General features: G+C 42.0%; 20 protein-coding genes. 13 read left to right on the forward strand and 7 right to left on the reverse strand.

The features are described from left to right. The first annotated feature begins 157 nt into the window (after positions 1-157). Positions 158-1216: a deoxyhypusine synthase gene (locus APA_RS15300; RefSeq protein WP_201323131.1), complete on the forward strand. Its 1059-nt coding sequence runs from the start codon at positions 158-160 to the stop codon at positions 1214-1216. A gap of 121 nt (positions 1217-1337) precedes the next feature. Further along, a complete protein-coding gene (sbcD, locus tag APA_RS15305; protein WP_201323132.1) occupies positions 1338-2624 on the forward strand; it encodes an exonuclease subunit SbcD in 1287 nt (428 codons plus the stop codon). On the opposite strand, the gene APA_RS15310 is transcribed toward sbcD, so the two are convergent. The 4 genes from APA_RS15310 to APA_RS15325 form a co-directional block, all read right to left on the reverse strand. Further along, positions 2586-3248 (reverse strand): TatD family hydrolase, encoded by a 663-nt coding sequence (locus tag APA_RS15310; RefSeq protein ID WP_201323133.1) that lies wholly within the window; start codon positions 3246-3248, stop codon positions 2586-2588. The two genes, sbcD and APA_RS15310, sit on opposite strands and share 39 nt — an antisense overlap. A gap of 48 nt (positions 3249-3296) precedes the next feature. After that, a complete protein-coding gene (gene lpxD / locus APA_RS15315; protein ID WP_201323134.1) occupies positions 3297-4358 on the reverse strand; it encodes a UDP-3-O-(3-hydroxymyristoyl)glucosamine N-acyltransferase in 1062 nt (353 codons plus the stop codon). A gap of 90 nt (positions 4359-4448) precedes the next feature. Then, on the reverse strand, positions 4449-4832 hold the full coding sequence (locus tag APA_RS15320; RefSeq protein ID WP_201323135.1) for a Txe/YoeB family addiction module toxin: 384 nt from the start codon (positions 4830-4832) through the stop codon (positions 4449-4451). Next, positions 4816-4974 (reverse strand): hypothetical protein, encoded by a 159-nt coding sequence (locus tag APA_RS15325; RefSeq protein WP_201323136.1) that lies wholly within the window; start codon positions 4972-4974, stop codon positions 4816-4818. Before APA_RS15325 ends, APA_RS15320 begins: the two co-directional genes overlap by 17 nt. Before the next feature lie 609 nt (positions 4975-5583). On the opposite strand from APA_RS15325, the gene APA_RS15330 reads away from it, so the two are divergent. The 10 genes from APA_RS15330 (at position 5584) to APA_RS15375 (ending at position 17294) form a co-directional block, all read left to right on the forward strand. After that, positions 5584-7272: an iron uptake porin gene (locus tag APA_RS15330; protein ID WP_201323137.1), complete on the forward strand. Its 1689-nt coding sequence runs from the start codon at positions 5584-5586 to the stop codon at positions 7270-7272. A 123-nt stretch (positions 7273-7395) separates the two neighbouring features. Further along, positions 7396-8520 carry a putative 2-aminoethylphosphonate ABC transporter substrate-binding protein gene (locus APA_RS15335; RefSeq protein WP_201323138.1) on the forward strand — a complete coding sequence of 375 codons (1125 nt, stop codon included), beginning with the start codon at positions 7396-7398 and terminating at the stop codon, positions 8518-8520. 188 nt (positions 8521-8708) lie between these two features. Next, on the forward strand, positions 8709-9803 hold the full coding sequence (locus APA_RS15340; RefSeq protein ID WP_374101364.1) for a putative 2-aminoethylphosphonate ABC transporter ATP-binding protein: 1095 nt from the start codon (positions 8709-8711) through the stop codon (positions 9801-9803). 98 nt (positions 9804-9901) lie between these two features. Further along, the gene (locus tag APA_RS15345) at positions 9902-11674 is read left to right on the forward strand and encodes a putative 2-aminoethylphosphonate ABC transporter permease subunit (protein WP_201323140.1); all 1773 of its coding nucleotides are present in this window, start codon (positions 9902-9904) and stop codon (positions 11672-11674) included. 74 nt (positions 11675-11748) lie between these two features. Further along, positions 11749-12474 carry an HAD family hydrolase gene (locus APA_RS15350; protein ID WP_201323141.1) on the forward strand — a complete coding sequence of 242 codons (726 nt, stop codon included), beginning with the start codon at positions 11749-11751 and terminating at the stop codon, positions 12472-12474. 6 nt (positions 12475-12480) lie between these two features. After that, the gene (locus APA_RS15355) at positions 12481-13614 is read left to right on the forward strand and encodes a TIGR03364 family FAD-dependent oxidoreductase (protein ID WP_201323142.1); all 1134 of its coding nucleotides are present in this window, start codon (positions 12481-12483) and stop codon (positions 13612-13614) included. A 96-nt stretch (positions 13615-13710) separates the two neighbouring features. Then, positions 13711-14358, forward strand: coding sequence for an ureidoglycolate lyase (locus tag APA_RS15360; RefSeq protein WP_201323143.1), 648 nt, complete (start codon positions 13711-13713; stop codon positions 14356-14358). Between the two features lies 1 nt (position 14359). Further along, the gene (locus APA_RS15365) at positions 14360-14914 is read left to right on the forward strand and encodes a phosphonate degradation HD-domain oxygenase (RefSeq protein ID WP_201323144.1); all 555 of its coding nucleotides are present in this window, start codon (positions 14360-14362) and stop codon (positions 14912-14914) included. Between the two features lie 34 nt (positions 14915-14948). Beyond that, positions 14949-15389: an NUDIX domain-containing protein gene (locus tag APA_RS15370; RefSeq protein WP_201323145.1), complete on the forward strand. Its 441-nt coding sequence runs from the start codon at positions 14949-14951 to the stop codon at positions 15387-15389. 243 nt (positions 15390-15632) lie between these two features. Further along, complete coding sequence (locus tag APA_RS15375; protein ID WP_201323146.1) at positions 15633-17294, forward strand: GMC oxidoreductase; 1662 nt, start codon at positions 15633-15635, stop codon at positions 17292-17294. Positions 17295-17340: 46 nt separating this feature from the next. Here APA_RS15375 and APA_RS15380 read toward each other — a convergent pair whose 3' ends face one another. Beyond that, complete coding sequence (locus tag APA_RS15380) at positions 17341-18657, reverse strand: hypothetical protein (protein ID WP_201323147.1); 1317 nt, start codon at positions 18655-18657, stop codon at positions 17341-17343. A 644-nt stretch (positions 18658-19301) separates the two neighbouring features. On the opposite strand from APA_RS15380, the gene APA_RS15385 reads away from it, so the two are divergent. Then, positions 19302-19616, forward strand: coding sequence for a DUF3082 domain-containing protein (locus tag APA_RS15385; RefSeq protein ID WP_201323148.1), 315 nt, complete (start codon positions 19302-19304; stop codon positions 19614-19616). 143 nt (positions 19617-19759) lie between these two features. On the opposite strand, the gene APA_RS15390 is transcribed toward APA_RS15385, so the two are convergent. Both APA_RS15390 and APA_RS15395 read right to left on the reverse strand, forming a co-directional pair. Then, positions 19760-21751: an FAD-dependent oxidoreductase gene (locus APA_RS15390; RefSeq protein ID WP_201323149.1), complete on the reverse strand. Its 1992-nt coding sequence runs from the start codon at positions 21749-21751 to the stop codon at positions 19760-19762. 167 nt (positions 21752-21918) lie between these two features. Continuing rightward, positions 21919-22170 (reverse strand): plasmid stabilization protein, encoded by a 252-nt coding sequence (locus APA_RS15395; RefSeq protein ID WP_201323150.1) that lies wholly within the window; start codon positions 22168-22170, stop codon positions 21919-21921. Between the last annotated feature and the right edge of the window lie 126 nt (positions 22171-22296).

Consider the following 22296-nt stretch of genomic DNA (forward strand, 5'->3'; position numbering starts at 1 on the left):
TGATTGATTGGTTAGATAGTGACGTTTATGATCGTGCGCCGTAAAGAAAAGTTATTGTCATTAAGATGTTTAGTTTCGCTTGTTTTGTTATGGAATTTTGCTCGAATTTTTTCTCGCATACATTTACAACACATAGCATCTAGGACAAAACAGAATCATGAAACGCGAACTACTTAAACAGACTGTTGAACACATCGACATCAAAGCTTTTGATGTGGTCGGATTGGTTGATGCAATGGCTAACACCGCTTTTCAAGGTAGAAACCTTGGTCGTGCGGCCCATATCTATGACGATATGATCAAGGACAAAGATTGCGCAATCATCTTGTGTTTGGCAGGTTCTTTATTTAGTGCGGGACTTAAGGGAGTTGTCTACGATTTGATCGCCAACAACATGGTAGACATGATTGTCTCTACAGGCGCAAACATCGTTGATCAAGACTTCTTTGAAGCTCTCGGATTTCGTCACTATGTCGGCGATACATTTGCTGATGACACAGTACTCCGCGAAAATGCGATCGATCGCATCTATGACACCTACATTGACGAAGATGAACTGCGTATTTGCGACATGACGATCGCTAAAATCGCTAATTCACTTCCTCCTCGTCCCTATTCTTCCCGTGAGTTCATTTATGAAATGGGCGCATATCTTGACAAGAATGCTAAAAATCGTCACTCGGTTGTCTTGGCAGCTTACGAGCATCAAGTTCCCATCTTTGTTCCTGCTTTCAGCGACTGTTCCGCAGGTTTTGGCTTAGTTCATCATCAGTGGTTCTCTCCTGAAGAGCATGTCAGCATCGACTCTGTCCGCGATTTCCGCGAATTGACTCAGTGCAAATTGGCAAGCCCTCACACTGGTCTATTTATGATCGGTGGTGGTGTTCCTAAGAACTTTGCTCAAGACACTGTGGTTGCGGCTGAGTTGCTTGGATTTGAGGCTGCAATGCACAAGTATGCAGTGCAGATCACTGTTGCTGACGAACGCGATGGCGCTCTATCTGGTTCGACTTTGAAGGAAGCACATTCTTGGGGCAAGGTTGATATTGTCCAAGAACAAATGGTTTACTCCGAAGCAACCGTGGCATTGCCTCTAATCGCTGGTTATGTCTACGGCAAGAAGAACTGGTGCGATCGCGCTCCTCGTCAATTGGCTCAAGTATTCAACAAGCCATCTATTGCGTTCAGTAGTATTCCTACACCTGTAGGCGTATAGATTAGTCCTGCTTTCATCAAAAAATAAATGGGTGCGCAAAGCGCACCCATTTATTTTTTGATGAAAGATATATAATCACAGACAATATTAGCTCTGGGCTGTCATTTATGAGAGGAATCTGATGACTATTAAAGTTTTACACCTCTCCGATATTCATCTTGGTAGTACTACTCATGGAAAGGTTAATCCGCAAACAGGATTGAATACTCGCCTAGAGGACTTTGTGGCGGCCTTGACGATCTGTATAGATCGCGCAATTAACGAGCCAGCCGATATCGTTCTATTTGGTGGTGATGCTTTTCCTGATGCTACGCCGCCGCCACTAGTGCAACAGGCTTTTGCCAAGCAATTTCGCCGCCTTGCGGATGCTGGGATTCCTACGGTGTTATTAGTGGGAAATCATGACCAACATTCACAGGGAGTTGGTGGCGCGAGTCTGGCTATTTATCGCAGTCTTGCTGTGCCGAACTTCACCGTGGGCGACACGATCGCCACGCATCGGATTTCCACAAAGGCAGGGGATATTCAGATTATTACCTTGCCTTGGATTACGCGATCGACTTTGCTGACTAAAGCTGAGACAGAAGGCTTCTCGATGGCTGAGGTAAGCCAGTTTCTGATAGATCGCTTGCAGGTAGTGATCGAAGGCGAAATCCGCCAACTCGATCCACAATTGCCGACGATTATGCTGGCTCATGTGATGGTCGATACAGCTACCTATGGAGCAGAGAGGTTTCTAGCGGCTGGCAAAGGTTTTACGATTCCTCTATCGATGCTAACCCGTGAAGCCTTTGACTATGTGGCGCTCGGTCATGTGCATCGCCATCAGATCTTGGCGACGCAACCACTTGTGGTTTATCCAGGTAGTATTGAGCGCGTTGATTTTGGTGAAGAGAATGAAGCGAAGGGATATTGCTGGTTAGAAGTTGAGAAGGGGAATGTAAAGTTTGATTTCTGCCCAATTCCTACCCGTGTTTTTCGGACAATGGAAGTGGATGTAACCCAATCTGATGATCCACAAGCGAAGTTACTTAAGGCGATCGCAAAAGGGAAAATCGATCAGGCGATCGCAAGATTAATTTACAAAGTTAAAGCCGAGCAGTTAGCATTAATTGATGATCGCCTATTACATGAAGCAATGGCGATCGCCCATAACTATGCATTGATCCCTGAAGTTGTCAGTCAAAATCCTCGTAGTAGGATGCCAGAACTCAGCACTGCTGAGGCACTCGATCCGATGACTGCTCTCAAGACCTATCTCAGCACTCGCGAAGACCTTAAAAATCTTGAACCTGAAATGCTGGTTGCGGCGCAAGAATTACTCAGTGAGATTGGGTTAGGAATGGATGAACTTGATGCTGTTGATGATTCAGCTCAGTCTAGTCAATTGGTGATAAGTTTCAATTAGTTGAGTTTGCAGAGTTTCTAGAGAAACATGACGCAATGCGGCGGCACGATCATAAATTTGCTTGATGCTAATATCAGTGCGATCGTCTGTTTCCAAGAGAAATCTGCCATTTGGTATTGTAGTGATCGCTTGCAGAATAGGAGAGCGATCGCTTAAAATTGCGCCGCCAAAGGAGAAATAAAAATCATGCTTGAGCAGCTGTTGAAAGACTTCTTCTTTCTTATTGAAGCCATGAATAATCCAAGGAACCGTAGATTTAGTATCTTTCTTAAGAGCAATTAATTCTGAAAAAGCTCTGACACAATGAATTACAAGCGGTTTCTGTAATGATTCCGCAAGTTCTATATGTCTTTGAAAAATAGAAATTTGCGTTTCTAAAGACAAATCAATATTTCGATCTAATCCACATTCACCGATCGCTACAATCTGTGATAATTTCGCTAAATTCACAAGATTTGACCATGCAGCTTCCCATGTTTCTAATTGGATAAACCAAGGATGCAAACCAAGACTACAGATGTTCGGTAGTTCTTCTGCTTGCAATTCTGGCGTAACATGGAGGGTTTGCAAATTGATTAGATCTGGGGATTTGAGATCGTGATGTGTATGAAAATCAATAAACATATTCAGACCCACAAATTAGAGAGAGGCGCTTTGCGCCCCTCTCTAATTCTATTCAACAAGTTTTGCTTCTAGTTCCTCAATCCGCCTCTCTAACTTACGAACTGTACGCAGTAGATCGGGAAGTTGACGCTCGGCGATGACGATCCGCTTCCAATCTTTTTCGGGAACGACAGGATAGCCCATCATCGTAACACCTGCGAGAACATCGCTAGGAATACCCGACTTTGCACCAATGATTGCGCCATCGCCGATGTGAATGTGATTAGCTGCACCGACCTGCCCTGCCATGACAACATGATGACCAAGAGTGACACCACCCGCTAAGCCCACCTGTGAAGCGAGAACCGAGTGTGCTCCAACTTCGACTCCATGTCCGATCTGGACAAAGTTATCCAGTTTTGCGCCTTTGCGAATGACAGTAACCCCAACAGCAGGACGGTCAACAGCACAGGAGCAGCCCAGTTCGACATTATCTTCGATGATTACATGACCAATTTGAGGGACTTTGTACCATGTACCATTGGGCGATATCTCGAAGCCAAAGCCGTCGCCGCCTAAAACCGTGCTGGGATGGAACAGACAATTTGCGCCGATTTGAGTGCGATCGCTAATTACACAATTGGCATGAATGGTCGTATTTGCGCCAATCTCGACATCGTTATAAATGGTGACATGGGGATAAATCGTGACATTATCGCCAATTTTGACGCGATCGCTAATGACAACATAGGGTGCGATCGCGACATTTGTCCCTAGCTGCACGCCTTCACCCAAAATTGCGGTGGGATGAATACCTTGTGGCGGCGTGGGCGGTTGATAAAACTTTTCGAGAACCTTAGCAAATAGGATGCGGGGATGGGCGGTGCGGATACAGGGCAAAGGTGACGGAGTTTTGAGATCGAGGATGACAGCACTAGCTTGAGTATCCTTGAGACGAGCGACAAATTTTGACGAGGACACAAAGGTAATTTCTCCAGATTGCGCCTTATCGATCGCAGCGACTCCTATGATGATGGGATCGTCCCCATTGGATTCAAATCGACAATCGGGTAGGGTCGCGACAAACTCGGCGGCGAGTTCGGAGAGTTTGAAAGAAATTGGTTGTGTCATGGATCTGATGTCATATCAAGAATGCGCGATTACCATAATACTTAATTGTGCCAATTCTGTTCGTAATAAGTAGCTACTCATTTCTTGTATCTATATGCCTATTTCTTTAGTGGGAAGGGAGTAGGCAAAAGAAAAATTAAAACCCAAACATGTAAAGCGTGCGCGTTGCGGGAGCTTTACATGTTTGGGTTTTAATTTTTTGTTACGCTGAGGTACGTATTCATAATGTGACCAAACAGAAACAACTCTAATCGTTTTAGTTTGCTCATTAACTGAATAGACGCAACGGTGCTTGATATTAATACGGCTGGAAAGATATCCCTTTAGATTACCTGAGAGTTTTTCATAGAGAGGCTCGTATGGATTCTGCTTAATGATTTCTAGCAATGATTTAAGGTTGCTTTCATGATTGGCAACTTTTAGTTTTTTGGCATCCTTAACAACACTTCGACTAAACTCAATCTTCCAGTCCATTCAAGGCTCTCAGAAATTTATCCTCAAAAACCCAATCATCTGTTCGTTCGGCTTCTCTAATTGATTTTACTAAATTGGGGATAGATTGCAGATAAAGAGTTTCTTGGATGCCTTCCAGATCAGCTTTAGATAACTGTACCACTTTTTGATCGTTGATTGTTAAAGCGATCGCCTCAAATCTCAATCACAAAGCGATCGCTTCTAACATAACCATCAACATCAAAACAGCGATAACACCCTAATCTCAATCAAATATAGATAGATCTTTATTTAATCTGCTATTTACTAGTTGTTTGCAGTTGCGATATGCAAAGTATTATCCACTCGTTACATTATTTAGTAGTAGAAAAGCATCGAACTATTTCGATTGCGACGCGGTAAGGTTGGTTACTACCTAGTCAATTTGCGTGACAAGAAATATCACTGCTGTGGCTCTAACTGGCAAGACGTTCAAGAGAATTTACTAAATCTTGGTATTGGTAAACGCGAGGTAAAAAGATAACCTATGGCACTTCCAAAAAAGAAAGGGCATTAAGTTTGTTCTTGAGAATGAGATCTTGCCTTCATTGACAAATGCTAAGATAGGATGCATCATTACAATGCTTCTTTACTCACGAGGCTTCTTTACTTACGTGGCTTTCGGTTGCTTTTTAGGGTTGGACTACCAAAATATAAATCAAGCTTAATCCAAAGTTAAATCATGGATGCAAACTGAAAAGTATGATGATTTTCAGTGTGAGAAAAAGGCATCATGTTTTATTTTCAAAAGTTTTCGGTTCAACCATTTTTAGTTGCTTCAGTTCTGTTATTACCATTCGCCGCTGGAACCGCCAGTGCAAATGAAGTAATATCGATTTCAACCTCTCAAAATAGCGCGAAGGTACATAACACTTTACAAAAAATCGAGAAGGATACTCTAACTGAGTCTTCTATTCAAGAGCCAGAAAAAGCCTCCCAAAATGTTACTTCAGTATCGCAGCTCTCTGATATAAAACCAACAGACTGGGCATTTACATCATTGCAGTCCCTAGTGGAAAGATATGGATGTATTGCTGGATTTCCTGATCGTACTTACCGAGGAAAGCAAGCCTTATCGCGTTATGAATTTGCGGCTGGTTTAAATGCTTGTTTGGATAAGATCAACGAAATTATTTCTGCTGGTTTAGCAGATAAAGTCAGCAAGGAAGACCTTGCCACGCTAAAGAAACTTCAAGAAGAGTTTGCCGCAGAACTTGCAACACTAAGAGGTCGAGTTGACGCGCTTGATGCCAAAGTCACTAAGCTAGAAGCCCAACAGTTTTCCACCACTACTAAACTAAGTGGCACATTGATTTTTGCTCTTGCCGATACCTTTGGCGGCGTAGGAACAGGAACAGCGATTCAAAACCCTCAAAAAACCACCGATTCTACGAATCTGAACTTTTCATATCGCACAAGAATTAACTTTGATACGAGCTTTACTGGCAAAGATTTTCTTCGTATTCGTTTGCAAGCAGGCAATACGCCCAATATTGGGAGTGCTACAGGCACTAATATGGCTCGTTTGGCTTTTACTCAAGACACAGCAAACACTTTTGAGATGGAGAAGCTATTTTACAGGTTCCCAATTGGGAGTAATTTCTCCGCCTATGTAGCAGCCAACAATCTTGATCCAGATGATGTCGCTGACACTTTAAATCCATATTTTGACAGTAGTGATAGAGGTGCGCTATCAAGATTTGGGCGTTACGATCCGCTAACATTCCGTGGGCCATCAGGTATTGGCATTGGGTTTAATTACAAAATCGATCCACAATTTTCTATAGCTGCTAGTTACTTTGGTAAGTCTGCTAGTAGTGCAGGTGGCGCTAATGTCCCGACAGGACAGAATGGTTTATTCAACGGTGCATACATCGCAAACTTGCAGTTTGTTTTTGCTCCTGCGAAAAACTTTAAAATCGGAGCGATGTATGCTCGTAGCTTTGAGCCAGCTAAAGATGTCAACCTATCTTCAAGCACGGGTAGTAACTTCGGAAATCAACCGTTTGGAGCCTCTGATACCTCAGCCGATCGCTATGGTGCTCAGTTTGAATGGTTGGTTACAAAAGGATTCAACTTTGGTGGTTGGGTTGGTTTTGCCAATGCCCGACAAGAGTCAGGAACAAATGTTGGCAGAACTGCTAACTTGTTTAACTGGAGCGTTAACCTAGCATTCCCCGATCTCTTTGCTGAAGGCAATAGAGGTGGAATCATTTTTGGAATGCCCCCAAAAGTCACTTCAAATAGTGACCCCACAAGAGTTGATCCAGACACTGCATATCTTCTTGAACTCCAATATTCTTTTCGCGTCAGCAAGAATATATCAGTTACTCCTGGTGTAATTGCTATCTTCAATCCCAACCACAATGCATTGAACCCTACAACTTGGGTGGCAACGATTAGAACACTATTCACTTTCTAGAAGGTAGTCCTAAATAGGTAAGGATGGTCGGCGCTTCGCGCCGACCATCCTTACCTAACTTCTAAAATTGATTGGGAGATTTTGAAGTGAATATTTTTACTGTTTTATAAGGAGTAATTAATTATGTTTATCAATAAAAAGTGGCTTCGCTTTTCCTTAAGTCTACTGTCAGCTTTTCTTCTAACCGTATTTGTAACAGCCTGCGTCCAGACACAGACTCCCGAAAACAAAGCTCAAACAAATACTAGCGCTAACACAGCTAAGTCAACCGAAGCGGCTAAACCTACTACTGGCGGTATTACGATTTATACTGCTCTCGAAGACGATCAATTATCAGAATATTTGCCTTTATTCCAGAAGCAATATCCTGACATCAAGGTTAACAAGGTTCGCGACTCTACTGGCGTAGTTACTGCCAAACTTCTTGCTGAGAAAGACAACCCTAATGCCGATGTAGTTTGGGGGCTTGCTGCCTCAAGTTTACTTGTTGCCGATAAGCAAGGGATGTTAGAACCTTATGCACCAAAAGGACTCGATGCAGTTCAGCCTCAATTTAGAGATAGTCAAAACCCACCCCATTGGGTTGGAATTGATGCATGGGAATCGGCTTTTTGTGTTAATACCGTAGAAGCTGGCAAAAAGAACTTGCCAATTCCTCAATCTTGGGCTGATCTAATTAAACCTGAGTACAAAGGTCAGATTGTAATGTCCAATCCTGCATCTTCGGGAACTGGTTTTCTCTCTGTATCCGCTATCTTGCAAATGATGGGAGATGCTGAGGGTTGGAAGTACTTAGATGCCCTACATGAGAACATCGCTCAATATGTCCATTCTGGTTCTAAACCTTGCAAACTTGCTGGCTCTGGAGAATATGCGATCGGTATTTCCTTTGGATATCGTGCTGTAAAGCAAAAAAATGCTGGTGAACCGATCCAGCCAGTTTTCCCTAAGGAAGGGTCTGGCTGGGATGTTGAGGCTAATGCGTTGGTTAAGAAAGCTAATATTAATCCTGCCGCTAAGACTTTCTTGGATTGGGCAATTTCTCCAGAAATTTCCAAAAAGTATGCCAAGAACTTCCCCTTAACTGCCGTTAAGACCGATGTTCCAATTCCTGCTGGCTTCCCTGAAGACCCTGTTAAGCAGCTATTTCCTAAGAATGATTTGAAATGGGCAGCTGCTAATCGCGACACTATTTTAGCGGAATGGACTAAGCGTTACGATTCCAAGTCTGAAGCTAAGAAGAAGTAAATAAAATTTCGAGAAAGATTGTAAAGCAATCTTTCTCGAAAACAATCATTTAAAAACTGCTAAAGCACCCGAAAATCATGACAAATCCTCCAGATGGGACAGACGAGATCGCAAATCCAGCTAGCTCACAGGTTGAATTTGTTGACGTTCAGCAAAACCAAGAGCAAAATGCTTCTTTTGCTTCCTCAATGCATCAAATAGATCTAGGGCAGCCATATCTCCAAATTGAGAAAATCCATAAGTCATTTGGACAATTTATTGCTCTTAATGATATTAATCTCAATGTTTATGCTGGAGAATTTGTCTGTTTATTGGGTCCTAGTGGTTGCGGAAAAACAACATTATTAAGAATCATCGCTGGTTTAGAACAGCAAACCACTGGACGTGTAATTCAGGGAGGTAAGGATGTTTCTCATTTACCACCTGCAAAACGAGACTTTGGAATAGTCTTTCAATCATATGCATTATTTCCTAATCTTACGGCTTCGCAAAATATCGCCTATGGATTGCAGAATACACCTATGCCTAAGGGGCAGATCGAGCAACGTGTAAAGGAATTACTTGAGACAGTTGGCTTAGAAGGTTTTGGGAAGAAATATCCCGCGCAAATGTCTGGAGGACAGCAACAGAGGATTGCCCTAGCGAGAGCTTTAGCACTATCTCCGAGCTTGTTACTTTTAGACGAACCATTATCAGCATTGGATGCAAAAGTCAGAGGTCGTCTGCGTGTTGAAATCACTCAATTGCAAAAGCGTTTGGGTGTAACGACTGTTATGGTAACTCACGATCAAGAGGAAGCCTTGACGATGGCAGATCGCGTTGTGGTTATGGATAAAGGTGTAATCGCTCAAGTTGGAACGCCTCGTGTAGTTTACCAAAATCCCAAGACTCCTTTTGTCGCAAACTTCATTGGTTCCACAAACCTTTTGACTGGCGAAGTTATTTCTTCTACTCAGGTTCGATGTGGCAATATTTTGCTGGATGCAAATATTGGAGAATTAGAAGTAAATAGCCAGATTGAGATTGCAATTCGTCCTGAATCAATTCAGTTATTAGATAGTGGCAATCAAAATGAGGATTTAGTTAACGTGGTAACTGCTGATATCGAAGGTATAGAATTTCTTGGCTCTGTGTACCACATTACATTGCGTCCAGATGGTAATTCTAAAGCAGCTATAACGATTGAGGTGTCGATTCATCAGGCAAGACAGATCGATTTAAGTTTAGGAACAACATTAAAAATCCAAATCCCTACCGAGCATTTGCAAATTTTCCCTAAATAATCAATGGGTTAGGATATGTGGCTCAAAGCGCCGCCTATCCTAACTGTAAAGTTTACCTGCCATCATTAGCACTTTCTCATTTTTAAGTAAGCCGTCCTATGACATTAGCACCAGCAAAAAAACGCATCTTTCCATTTCAGCCTCAAGCCCAAGTTCAGCAAACCCTTACTAAAGAAGATTGGATCTTGAGGGGTTTGATCATTTTAAGTACATTATGGCTGTTGGTTGGAGTTTTACTTCCGCTATATCCAATGTTAATCCGCAGCTTTCAGGATACGGATGGACAATGGATCGGGCTAGATAATTACATTCGCTATTTTCAAACTCCAGCGCTTTCGGTTTCGATATTTAACACCTTTTATATCGCGATCGCTAGTGCAACGATCTCAGTCGTTTTAGGTTTTATATATGCCTATGCTCTAACTCGAACTGCGATGTTTGGCAAGCCTTTCTTTCGCATTGTTGGTCTACTACCTTTGTTTATCCCACCTCTTGCTCATAGCATTGGATTAGTTTATCTGTTTGGGAATAAGGGCTTAATAACTACTGGCTTTTTTTCGCTAATTGCAGGATTTGATATTAACCTCTATGGTTCTAATGGCATCATTATTGGTGAGGTGCTGTATTGTTTTCCACAAGCTGTGATTTTGCTAATGACAGCTTTAAATATTACTGATGCCAGACTTTATGAAGCAGCATCAGCTCTGCGTACTCCCGCTCATCGAGTATTTTTTACGGTGACTTTACCGAGCGTGAAGTATGGATTAATGAGTGCAATTTTTGTTTGTTTTACGCTAGCTTTTACTGACTTTGGTGTACCTAAAGTAGTTGGCGGTGGATTTAACGTTCTTGCGACTGATATTTATAAGCAGGTAATTGGTCAGCAGAACTTCTCGATGGGTGCAACAATTGGCGTATTTTTACTGCTTCCAACTGCGATCGCTTATATTCTTGATCGCATTTTCCAAAGTCGCCAAACCGCTTTAGTAAGCAGTCGATCTGTTCCTTTTCAACCCAGCCCTAATCGAAAATTAGACTGGCTAATGTTTGCTTTTTGTAGCTTTATTGTTAGTTTTATTCTGTTAGTATTTGGCACAATTATTCTTGCCTCTCTGGTTAAAGTATGGCCCTATAATTTCACTCTCACCACTAAGCATTACGACTTTAATACAGTTGGTGGCGGCGGACTAGATGCCTATTGGAATAGTATTCAGGTTTCTCTTTATACTGCTTTTTTTGGAACGATCGCGGTATTTTTGGGAGCGTACCTAGTCGAGAAAGGTAAAGGATTTAAACTGATGAGATCGTTTAACTATTTCTTATCGACAATTCCCCTAGCCTTACCTGGTCTAGTACTAGGACTATCGTATGTCTTTTTCTTTAACAAGCCATTATGGAATATTCCATATACAAATCTGGCGTTAGTAAATCCTTTTAACGGACTTTATGGAACGATCGCTCTGTTAGTCATCTGTAATATCATCCACTTTTATACTGTTGGCTTCTTAACAGCAAGCACGGCACTCAAGCAAATCGATCCAGAATTTGAGTCAGTCTCTGCTTCTATGGGCGTGCCATTTTACAAAACTTTTTGGCAGGTGACGATTCCTTTAACTATTCCTGCAATCTTAGAATTAGGCAGTTACTTTTTTGTCAATTCGATGGTGACTATTTCCGCAATTATCTTCTTATATCCCCCAAATGCACCTCTAGCTGCCGTGGCGATCGTCAATATGGATGACGCGGGTGATGTTGCTCCCGCAGCGGCGATGTCTACGGCTCTAGTTTTGACAAGTATTGCGGTGAGGATTCTCTATTGGTTGTTAACAAAAGGTTTATCAAAAAGCACACAGACTTGGCTAAAACGATAAAAGAGTTTCGCGTAAAGCGCAAAACCATATCTTTCAATATCGCAAATAATAGAAATTAAGAAAAGTTGAAAATCATGACTGCAATAAAATTAGTCGTTTTTGATATGGCTGGTACGACCGTCAAAGACGATCGCGAAGTTGAAGAATGTTTCATGCAAGCAGCCGCAAAGACTGGGCTAGAAGCTCAGCCCGACAGAGTGATTGCGATGATGGGGATTTCTAAAAAGCTGGTTTTTCAAACTCTCTGGGCGGAACAGATAGACAAAGATGATCCCAGCTATACGTCAAAAGTAGAAGCTTCCTTTGTCGAGTTTAAACAAATTTTAGAAGCCCACTATCGTACTCAACCAGTTGAGCCGACTGAGGGATGTTTAGAGTTGTTTGGCTGGCTGCGATCGCATCAAATTAAAGTTGCCTTGACCACTGGCTTTTATCGCGAAGTAACAAATATTATTCTCAGTCGCCTCGGTTGGGATCAAGGACTGAATGCTAATTATGTCGGCTCTGATGACTCGTTGATTCAAGCCTCGATCACTCCATCTGAGATCTATAACCAAGAAGGTCGTCCAGCCCCATATATGATTCAAAAGGCAATGTATCATTTGGGAATCACCAGCCCGCAACAAGTGATTTGTATTGGCGATACTCCTTCCGATCTTTTGGCTGGCTGCAATGCAAATTGTCTTTATACTTTTGGAGTCACCAATGGGACTCATACTCATGAGCAATTAGCCATTTATCCCAACGATGGCTTAGTTGTATCCTTGACAGAATTCCAAAATAAATTATCCAGTTTATAAACAAAAATGAGTCAGATAAATCATACAGAAGTTGCGATCGTAGGTGCAGGCATTGTTGGACTTGCCCATGCTCTGGCTGCTGTCAAACGCGGTTACAAAGTAACAGTTTTTGAACGAAATCTTGCGGCTGTTGGGGCTTCTATCCGTAATTTTGGGATGGTTTGGCCAATAGGTCAACCAACTGGAAAATTACGCGATCGCGCAATCAGGTCTAGGGAGATCTGGATTGAAATCGCTGAGAAAGCAGAACTATATCACGATCCCAGTGGTTCATTATTACTTGCCTATCGCCAAGACGAACTTGACGTTCTTGAAGAATTTATGGCTTTTAATAAAAACAATAGTGAGATCGCCTTGTTGAATGCAGACGAAGTCGCAAAAAAAAGCAATGCTGCGGTGACGGAAAGTTTGCTAGGTGCGCTCTGGAGTAGAACAGAAATGACTGTAGACCCCAGAGAAGCAATTCAGAAACTACCAACTTTTTTGGCAAATAACTATCCGATTAAATTTCAATTTGGAAAGACAGTAAACGCGATTTCGTATCCAAATCTACAGGTAGGCAATGAATCTTGGACTGCCGATCGCATTTTTGTTTGTAGTGGTGCTGATATAGAGACGCTCTATCCTGATGTTTATGCAGAAAGCAACATAACTAAGGTCAAATTACAAATGATGAGAACTAAACCTCAGCCAGAAAAATGGCGGTTAGGTCCTTCTCTCTGTGCGGGGCTGACCTTAACTCACTATGGCTCCTTTAATAACTGTCAATCTCTTGATGCCTTGAAGCGAAGAGTCGAAATAGAAACTCCGCATTTCCTTGAGTGGGGAATACATGTTATGGCTTCTCAAAATGGCTTGGGAGAATTGATCCTCGGTGATTCCCACGAATATGGATTAAATCCTGAACCCTTTGATCGCGCAGAAATCAACGACTACGTTCTCGATTACTTACAAAAATTTGCTAAGTTTCCGTCGATAGCGATCGCGGAAACATGGCATGGAGTTTATGCAAAGCTCCCAGGCAAGACTGAGTTTATCGCAGAGCCAGAACCTAACGTCATCTTGGTTAACGCCCTCAGTGGTGCTGGTATGACCCTCTCTTTTGGCTTAGCTGAAGAGAATATATCAGCTTTTATATAAGAAGTGATGATGCGCTTAGCGGAGCATAGCGCATCATCACTTCTTTATGACTACCCAAGAGTTTAGTCCCCTATTTCGCAGTTTATAGCGATCGTCATGACCATAGATTATCTCAACCCTAATATTCCTTCGGGACTTAAGCGTGTTGTGATGCCCATTATCGAGGCATCAGATTTTGCTTTAAAAGGATATGGGTATTTGGTGAACGATCCTATTAAAGTTCAGATTGAAATTGTGCGTTGGCAATCTCAAGGCTGGAGATCTGTTGATCTTGATAGTGGAGATCAAGCTGGAACTACAGAAGGTGTATTTTTAAGTGAATGGAAAGGCGAAATCCTGTTTGGACATAATGAAGCCGTTGATGGTCATTATATTTTGGCTTATGCGGTTGAGCCATGTTTTGCGAATCGCGATCGCAATCACACACCACAAAGAATGTTCCTGTGGCACGCCAACTATCATCCTGATGGCGGTCAACTATTCTTTCCCTTAGAAAACAAGCCATTCTTCATTCCTTTAGCATTGCCTGGAGATGATGTTAAACCTGAAGATTTTATTTGCTTTCGGTTTGATGGAAATTGTGGAATTTATATTCACCCTAATGTATGGCACGAAGGCGTGTTTCCGATCGCTGGCAAACAACGTTTTTTTGACAAGCAAGGAGCAGTTCATGCTCGCGTTTCCGTCGATTTTGTACGGGAATTTGGTTGTTTGCTTGAGGCTCAATTTAATTTGGAGAAATAGAATGAAAGTAAGTCTTTCCGAGATCCTAGATATATTAGCAACTCGCGGACATGCACAATATGGCGGTGAGCCAATCAGTCAGTTGGAGCACAGTCTGCAATGCGCTACTCTTGCCCAAAAGCATTCCGCTAATGCGGAACTTATTACTGCTTGTTTGCTCCATGATTTAGGTCATTTAATTCATGAATTTGGCGAAGATCCTACGGAACAAGCGATCGACGATCGCCACGAGCATGAAGGGGCAAAACTGCTGCAAATGTTGTTTTCTGAGGCTGTCACCCAGCCGATCTCATTACATGTAGAGGCAAAGCAATACCTTTGTGTTGTAGATCCTGCCTATTACGAGAATTTATCTGCCAATTCTAAAAGCAGTTTGCTTTTGCAAGGAGGAGCTTACTCTAAGGAGGACGCCTCGATTTTTATAGCAAAACCTTACGCAAAAGATGCTGTAAAACTAAGAATCTGGGATGATCTCGCAAAGGTGGAAAGATTGAGAACTCCAGATTTAAATAGTTTTAGAACTATTGTTGAAAGCTGTCTTTTGGATATAGGATAGGCAAAGCAAAAATCTGACTACGTGGCTCGGCATGATGCAACAGACAAGATTGAGAGTAACGGTCAATGGATTTTTTGTGGATTCAGATGAAGTTTTATTAATCCACCAAATGACATTGCCAGAGATAGACTGTTGGGATTTACCTGGAGGTGGACTTGAACCATCTGAACCTATTCTAGAGGGGCTACGGCGAGAAATCCAAGAAGAGACAGGAATAATTAACTTTGAGATCGATCAATTATTAGCGGCAACGGATAGTTTTTTCCCTGATCCAATTATGGAAGATCGATTACTCCACAATGTTAATATTATTTATCAATGCTCTGTCAATAGAGCTTCTTGCGTTTTGAGTAGCTCCGATCCAGAAATAGGGGCAAAGGGCATCCAATGGATACCAATCAATACAATCACTCCTGAAATTTGTTCGGTACGCTGTTGGCAAGCTCTCAAAGTGTTTATTACTAAAACTAAATGATGTTAGGTGGAACGTATAGCTATAGCCACTTATGTTAGAACAATAACAAACCCCATTTATAGAGTTGCGGCGCGAAGCGCAGCAACTCTATAAATGGGGTTTATGTCTTAACTCACTTGGCTATATCAAGCAAACGGTAATCCGCGAAACCTTTGAAATTCTGGGGGCATTTTCAGGCAAGATATTAAATTGCTGTAGTTGCCAAGCAAATATCTAAAAGCTTAAGGTTTGTCAAGTAATAAGATGAGTACCCATCCCTCTTCAGAAATTTATGATGCGATCGTGGTTGGTTCTGGAGCCAATGGCGGCGTTGCGGCCAAAGAATTGAGCGAACGTGGGCTCAAAGTCCTTGTCTTAGAAGCAGGTCGCACTCCCGATGCCAAGGCAGATCTAGGGCATCAAGTCAGGGATATGGCAAAGCGCTTTTACAATCTTGCTATTTCTAAACGGCAATCATACCAATCAATGCACCCTGGGTACTGGAAAGCCAACCCAGACTTGTTTATTGATGAAAAAGATAATCCCTACACCACACCACCAGATCAACCCTTTTTCTGGATTCGCGGTCGTCAGGTGGGAGGCAAAAGCTTAACGTGGGGCGGAATCACACTGCGGCTATCGGATTATGAATTTAAAGCGGCAAGTCGTGATGGGCATGAACAAGACTGGCCGATCGCACATGCCGATCTCGCGCCTTACTACGGTAAATTGGAAAGATTTTTTCAGGTGCATGGCAGTCAAGAAGGTTTAGCCCAACTTCCCGACGGTGAATATCAAGCGACACTGCCCCTTACTCCTGCTGAAATGCATTTAAAGCAAGTTGTAGAAGCAAATTGGTCAGACCGTTGCCTAATCCCTTCACGGGGTTTCGGTCTGCACCGTCCCACTCCAGAGCAGCCATGGCCCTTGTATTCCAGCCTCGGATCGTCGCTCAAAGCCGCGATCGCAACTGGCAATGTCACTTTGCGATCGGATGCTGTGGTCAGTCATGTCATATTTGATCCAGATACGCGCAAAGCTCGTGGTGTGGCATATCGCGATCGCAATAGTAAAACCACCCATGAAGTTTTCGGTCGAACAGTTGTTCTCTGTGCTTCCACGATTGAGTCAGTGAGGATTCTCTTACATTCCACTGAGCAATACCAACCTGCTGGATTGACCAATCCATCAGGAATGCTCGGTCACTATTTGATGGATCATGTATCCACCTCAACCTTCTTTTTCTTACCCAATATTAAACAACCAAAAACTTTTGATCTTTCGGGATGTGATAGCTTTTTTATTCCTTGTTTTTGCAACTTAGCATCACAGCAAGAGAAGTTTTTGCGTGGTTATGGAATCTGGGGTGGAGTACAACGTTTTGATTTACCAAGTATTGTCCGCAAAGTGGGATCGGGTTCTATTGGTTTTCTAATTGCCCATGGCGAAGTTTTACCTCGCTATAGTAATCAAATTCAATTAAGCAATGAAGTAGTTGATGCATGGGGAATTCCTGTTCCACATATAGAATGTGCATGGTCAGAGAACGAGCATCTGATGCTAGATCATATGCACAGACAAATTGATGAAATCATCAAACTTGCAGGCGGCAAGAATATGAATTTAACCGATATGTTCCATGTGCCTATATTCTCGGAATTCGTCAGTCGGATGGAGGAAACAATGGCATTTTCTTCTCCCCCAGGCTATTATATCCATGAAGTTGGCGGCGCAAGAATGGGAACCTCGCCCACAAATTCAGTGGTGAATGCTCATAATCAGTTATGGGAAGCTCCTAATCTCTTTGTCACCGATGGAGCTTGTTGGGCTTCTTCTGGTTGGCAAAGTCCCACTTTGACGGAGATGGCGATCACTGCTCGGGCAAGTGAATTTATTGCCGAAGGAATATGTAAAGGTATTTTTTAAAAAGCGCGAGTCAGTGCAAAGTGCCGACTCACGCTTTTTGGATTTATTATCGAGCCTGCGAAAATATTCGATATTTTCTGGTGTCAAAAGTAGAAATGCGTGAATCTGATTGAACGTCATTTTCCTGTGGATTTGACAACTCATATGAATCATATGGATTCATTCTCACAATGTTGTAGCGAGTTTCGCCAGCATAAATGGCAAGGGCGATATTAAGCATATCGATAAACGCAATTACCGATTTACACTTGGATTCACTATATTGACTGTAGTACTTAATTATGGAAGCTACACTTAGTTCTAGATACGGGCGAATAGATTCATTAAGTAATAAAATCTTTAGAAGCAATACGACTAAATTAATCGGGTTTGTATGATGCAGTAAAATATTAAATAACTCTGTTGTTTGCCCGCGATCGCTGATCGTAATTTCGCCAATTAAATACTTAGTGGTTTTTAAAATCAGGGATATATTAACAGGAGAATCATCATGGTTTGATTTAAATTCCAATAAGCCATCTTGTAGTTTAGTTTGTACTGTTTCAGATATTTCGGCATCAGTAACTGAGAAATCAAGATATTTAAGCAAACTAACTTTGAATTCTTGATAAGATAAGTCCTTAACATTCTCAAGAAAATTAACAGCTAACTTTTGACAGTTCAGCACACTCTTTTTCGTGAGCATAAGTGTAACAAGGTTAATTACGTTATTGCTTAAGCTCGTAGGGTTTTTTTGATAATTTTGCAGAGCCGATTGTGTGCCAACACGCGCAGTATACATTGCCAGATCAAACTTAAACTTATCCTTCATCTTTTGAGCTAATAAATTCGCAGCTTGTCTTTGTTCTAGAGGACTTGTAGGATTAGTATACTGATAAGCTAACAAGTAAGAGGCAAAGCGATCTCCCCATTTTTGATCGTTGTTGCTATGACCTTCCAGATGCAGCGTAAATAGTTGTAAGGATTGAAAATCTTCACTCTGGATAAACGTCTGCAACCAAATTCTAATCGTTCTTAATTTAATAGATTTCGGTTTTTTGTGAATTGAAGGATGATTAAAAATATCAATCAATGATTGAATACTTACTCGATTATTACTAACCGTCCAATTGTTGATGAGAATATAACAGCAACGTCTTAGCGTATAAAAAAACTCTTTTTCATTATATGCAGTCAAGATTTGATCAAGCGCTTGAGTGATTTCGGGATTATGACTCTCGCTAAAATTTATGAATAAATTCTTAAAATCAGCTAATACTTCCTCTGGGGATTTACGGCGCACAATTTCTAAAAAGAATTCATAAATTCTTTGTTGCGCTTGTTCGATTCCTTGAGAGTAAATACGATCTGCTGTCCAGAACATAATAATTTCATTCTTTAAAGTATTAACTAAACAATACCTAAAGCTTATAAGTAACTCGGCATAATTAAAAACCCAGAGTCAGAATCTTTCCCGACTGCTGTGCGGGCGGCAACGATTCTGGGGTTTTATATTTAATTGTGCCTAGCTACTTAATTTCTTGCTGACAAAGCTTAGGAAAGTATTTGTTATAGATATTATTCACTTTTTTAATTATTTAAAAGCGATTCTTAGTATAGTTTTGTTATCAAAAAGATATATGGAAGTTATGTAAATGTTATATGCAACATTTGCTTAAGCTCAAGAGCCATAATGCTGTACCCAAAAAGAGAAAAGGCGGCGCTTCGCGCCACCTTTTCTCTTTTTGATGTTGTCATATAAATTTCGTTGTCTCACCGCACAAACATTTGTGCAATGATAAAAGTACACAGAAAAAAGCCCACTGTTTCCAGTGGGACTAGCATTTTTGTGTTGAGTGCGGATATCTTAAATCATTTTGTGGTCAAAGATATTAAGTTTTTTGCCTGCTTAAGTGATTTTTTTGCGATCGCAAGTCGCAATATACATTAAGGAGAGGTAACGGCAATTATTGCCGTTACCTCTCCTCATCTAGTTACAAAATCTAGTTACAAATTTGCAAACCAGATATGACTGAAGAAGCCCCATCTAAATCTGTACAAGAAACTGCTCCCTCTCCTTTTAAGAATCTTACAGGAGTAGCCATTTCCGCGACTCTCGCCACTGGACTTTACTCATTTACCAATATGATGGCGCACAAGCTAGCTTTAGCACCTTTACAGACGACAAATACTCTTGCTAATCGGCTTGCCACGCTAGTTCGTACGTTATTGTTAGCGATTGGTACTGGCGCAACTATGATTTTTGCCGTGATTGCTATTGGTTTGGTATTGCTAACGGTTAAGCAAGTGTTTACGACTATTTCCAGCAAATCGCAAACATAAGTAGCTACGCAAAATTAAATATAAAAACCAAAAATCTGTACCGTCCGCTTCGCGGACGGTACAGATTTTTGGTTTTTTTAGCAGTTTTCAAATGAGTAAGATACAAATAGCTTTTAATTAAAGCGCAAAGCGCTATAGTTATGCTAATTTACCCATTCCACTAACATGCCTTGCGCTTTCAGAAGCGCTTGAAGATCACCAATCCTACCGCGATCAAGAATTGCCTGCGGAGTTAGAGATGGATCGTCTTGTAAGACAATCCAAGCAGCGGCAGCTCCTGCAGCAGCTCCTGCCGACCATTCTCCCACATGAATGCGAGTTGCCCCATTGACAATGTGACTAACTGCGATCGCCTTACCTCCCATCAGCAAATTATCAATGCGCTGAGGAATTAAACTCTCAAATGGCAGAATAATTGGGCGGACTTTATCTTCATTGGCAGGAGCAGAGCTTGGCGCTTTCGATGGTTCCCAATTGCGATAGCGACAACCATGCATATCGATCGCATAGTGAGTCAACCCAATCGAAGTAGCATTAAAGCTGCGTCCACCTTCCATATCATTACGAATATCTTGCTCGCGCATGAGAAATTCCGATTGACCATAAGCCGATCTCCCCAAAATGCGCCGACCTTCACGAATATATGGATACATACTTAACCCAGACTCGGTGGGCATCGGGCTATCAGATCCTGACATTAGCCGTAAGGGAAACTCTGTGGATACGTACTTTTCCATTATCCATTCGGCAAATAACAATGCGTGATTTTCCCCATCCTTAAGAGCGGTGGTATTCAACCCCCCTAGCCAGTTTTGTTGCTGTCCAGAATCTCGAATTTGTTTATCAGTCAAGATTAAAGGTGGATTCATCAGCCCCCAATCATTACCTCGATTCCAGTTAATGACGGTCATATCGCCTTTAGCAGGAATTGCCTTAAATGGGTCATCACGCTTCATGCTGACAATACGGCGATAGTTGAATACGCTGTTGCCTTCAAACATGGGGAATCTACCCAAGTCATAATCTTTACGATGCTCTTCGCGGGAATATCCTGGCTGCACTTTACGAAGTTCTTTAAGCGATCGCCCTTCATCATCGGCAATTTTCAGAACAAAGGGAAACGTGAATGCTTGCGTGCATTCTGGATTGTCTGCCACAGCATGAACTTCACCTGTTGTGGCAAAACCTTCAGCACCTAAACGGTGGGGAAGATTTGCCCAAGCGATCAGTTCGGCAGTATCAGTGGAGTCAATCACGATCATTTGCTTACCTGCGGGAGCTTGTAAACGAATAGGCTTCTTGTTAAAAGTTTCGTCAGAGTTCCAATTAAACCAGCTTTTGATTTCGCGAGATAGGCGACCTTGCGGTAAATAATTGGGATCGCGAGGTATACGATTTACGGCATGAATGGCGGTAATGCGATCGCCTTTTTCATTAAAACTCGCTCCCTTAAAAGCAATCTGTGTGCCCCATCGACTTTTCGGCGCTGAGCGCTGGGACTCACGCAAAAACTCTTCAGCCGCGAGTTCTCCCGAATAGGGCGTAAAGCAAAGATTGCCCACCCAGCAACTATTGGTATCCGCAACCACGGCTCCTGGCTTTAAGTAAGAGTATTTATCTGGTAAGGCTGGCTGGCTGGCAATAATATTTTTAAAATGCGTCCAACTGAGGGGAAATTGTTGACGATAGCGCATCAATAATGATTCGTCGATCGCACTAACGCCCTGTGAACTCACCTGTCCACCGAGCATCGGCGTAAGCTCGATTAAGCAAGTTGTTGCCCCAGTTTTCATCGAGTGATACGCTGCGGCTACTCCTCCCAATGAACCACCAACAACGGTCACATCACATTCCCACACTTCGGAATCCGCAGGTGGCTGCGGATTCAAGATCGGATACCCATTATTATCAAATAGTTTGATTGGCGAGTTGGGATCTTGGGCGATCGGCTCGATTGATTTTGGTTTACTACTAATTTGCCAAGTTCTTGCGGCTGCACCACTAACTACGATACCTAAGAACAGCATCACTAAGATATGCCGCAATTTAGGGCGAAAAGATGGCTTTTGTTTTAGATTTTCAGTCTCTTCAACGCGATCGTTAAAATCTTTTGGCTTTTTTTCTTGCTTGCTCATGACTCACTGACACTAATAAAAATTTGCTTGTCGTAAAACAAGCAGCTACTCTCACATCACACAGTCTTAAGATTAGCTTAAAGAGTTAATAATTTGTCATACTTTAGTGTAAGTAAATTTGCTGATCAAGATAGTTCGCGCTTTACAGAGCTTTCATCAATTTTCCTCTAGAGAAACCATAGTATTAAGTCGCGATCGCGAATCGGTTCTTTCTCAATTGGGGACAAATCAAATCCACCTATATCTGCAAAGCGCTGATGGATAGAATATCCAAGATTTTTTGGAGCATCTTCTTGGGCAAGAACATTTTTGAGAATCACCTGCACTTCTTCTTCCATGGAACGCCCTAACCGCGCCGCCCTAATCCGCAGTTTTGCCTTGAGCGCATCATCTAAATTCTGAATCGTAATGCTAGCCATCTTTGCAATCAATTAATGATGTCAATGATAACATTTCGCGATCGCTCTAAAAATATGTCATGAGGGCGATTCGCTTTAACTATGACTGCAAAATTTTTCGCAAGCTGTCAGCGATCGCCTAAACAT

Origin of the sequence: Pseudanabaena sp. lw0831 (genome assembly GCF_016584665.1) — a bacterium.
Taxonomy (GTDB): domain Bacteria; phylum Cyanobacteriota; class Cyanobacteriia; order Pseudanabaenales; family Pseudanabaenaceae; genus Pseudanabaena.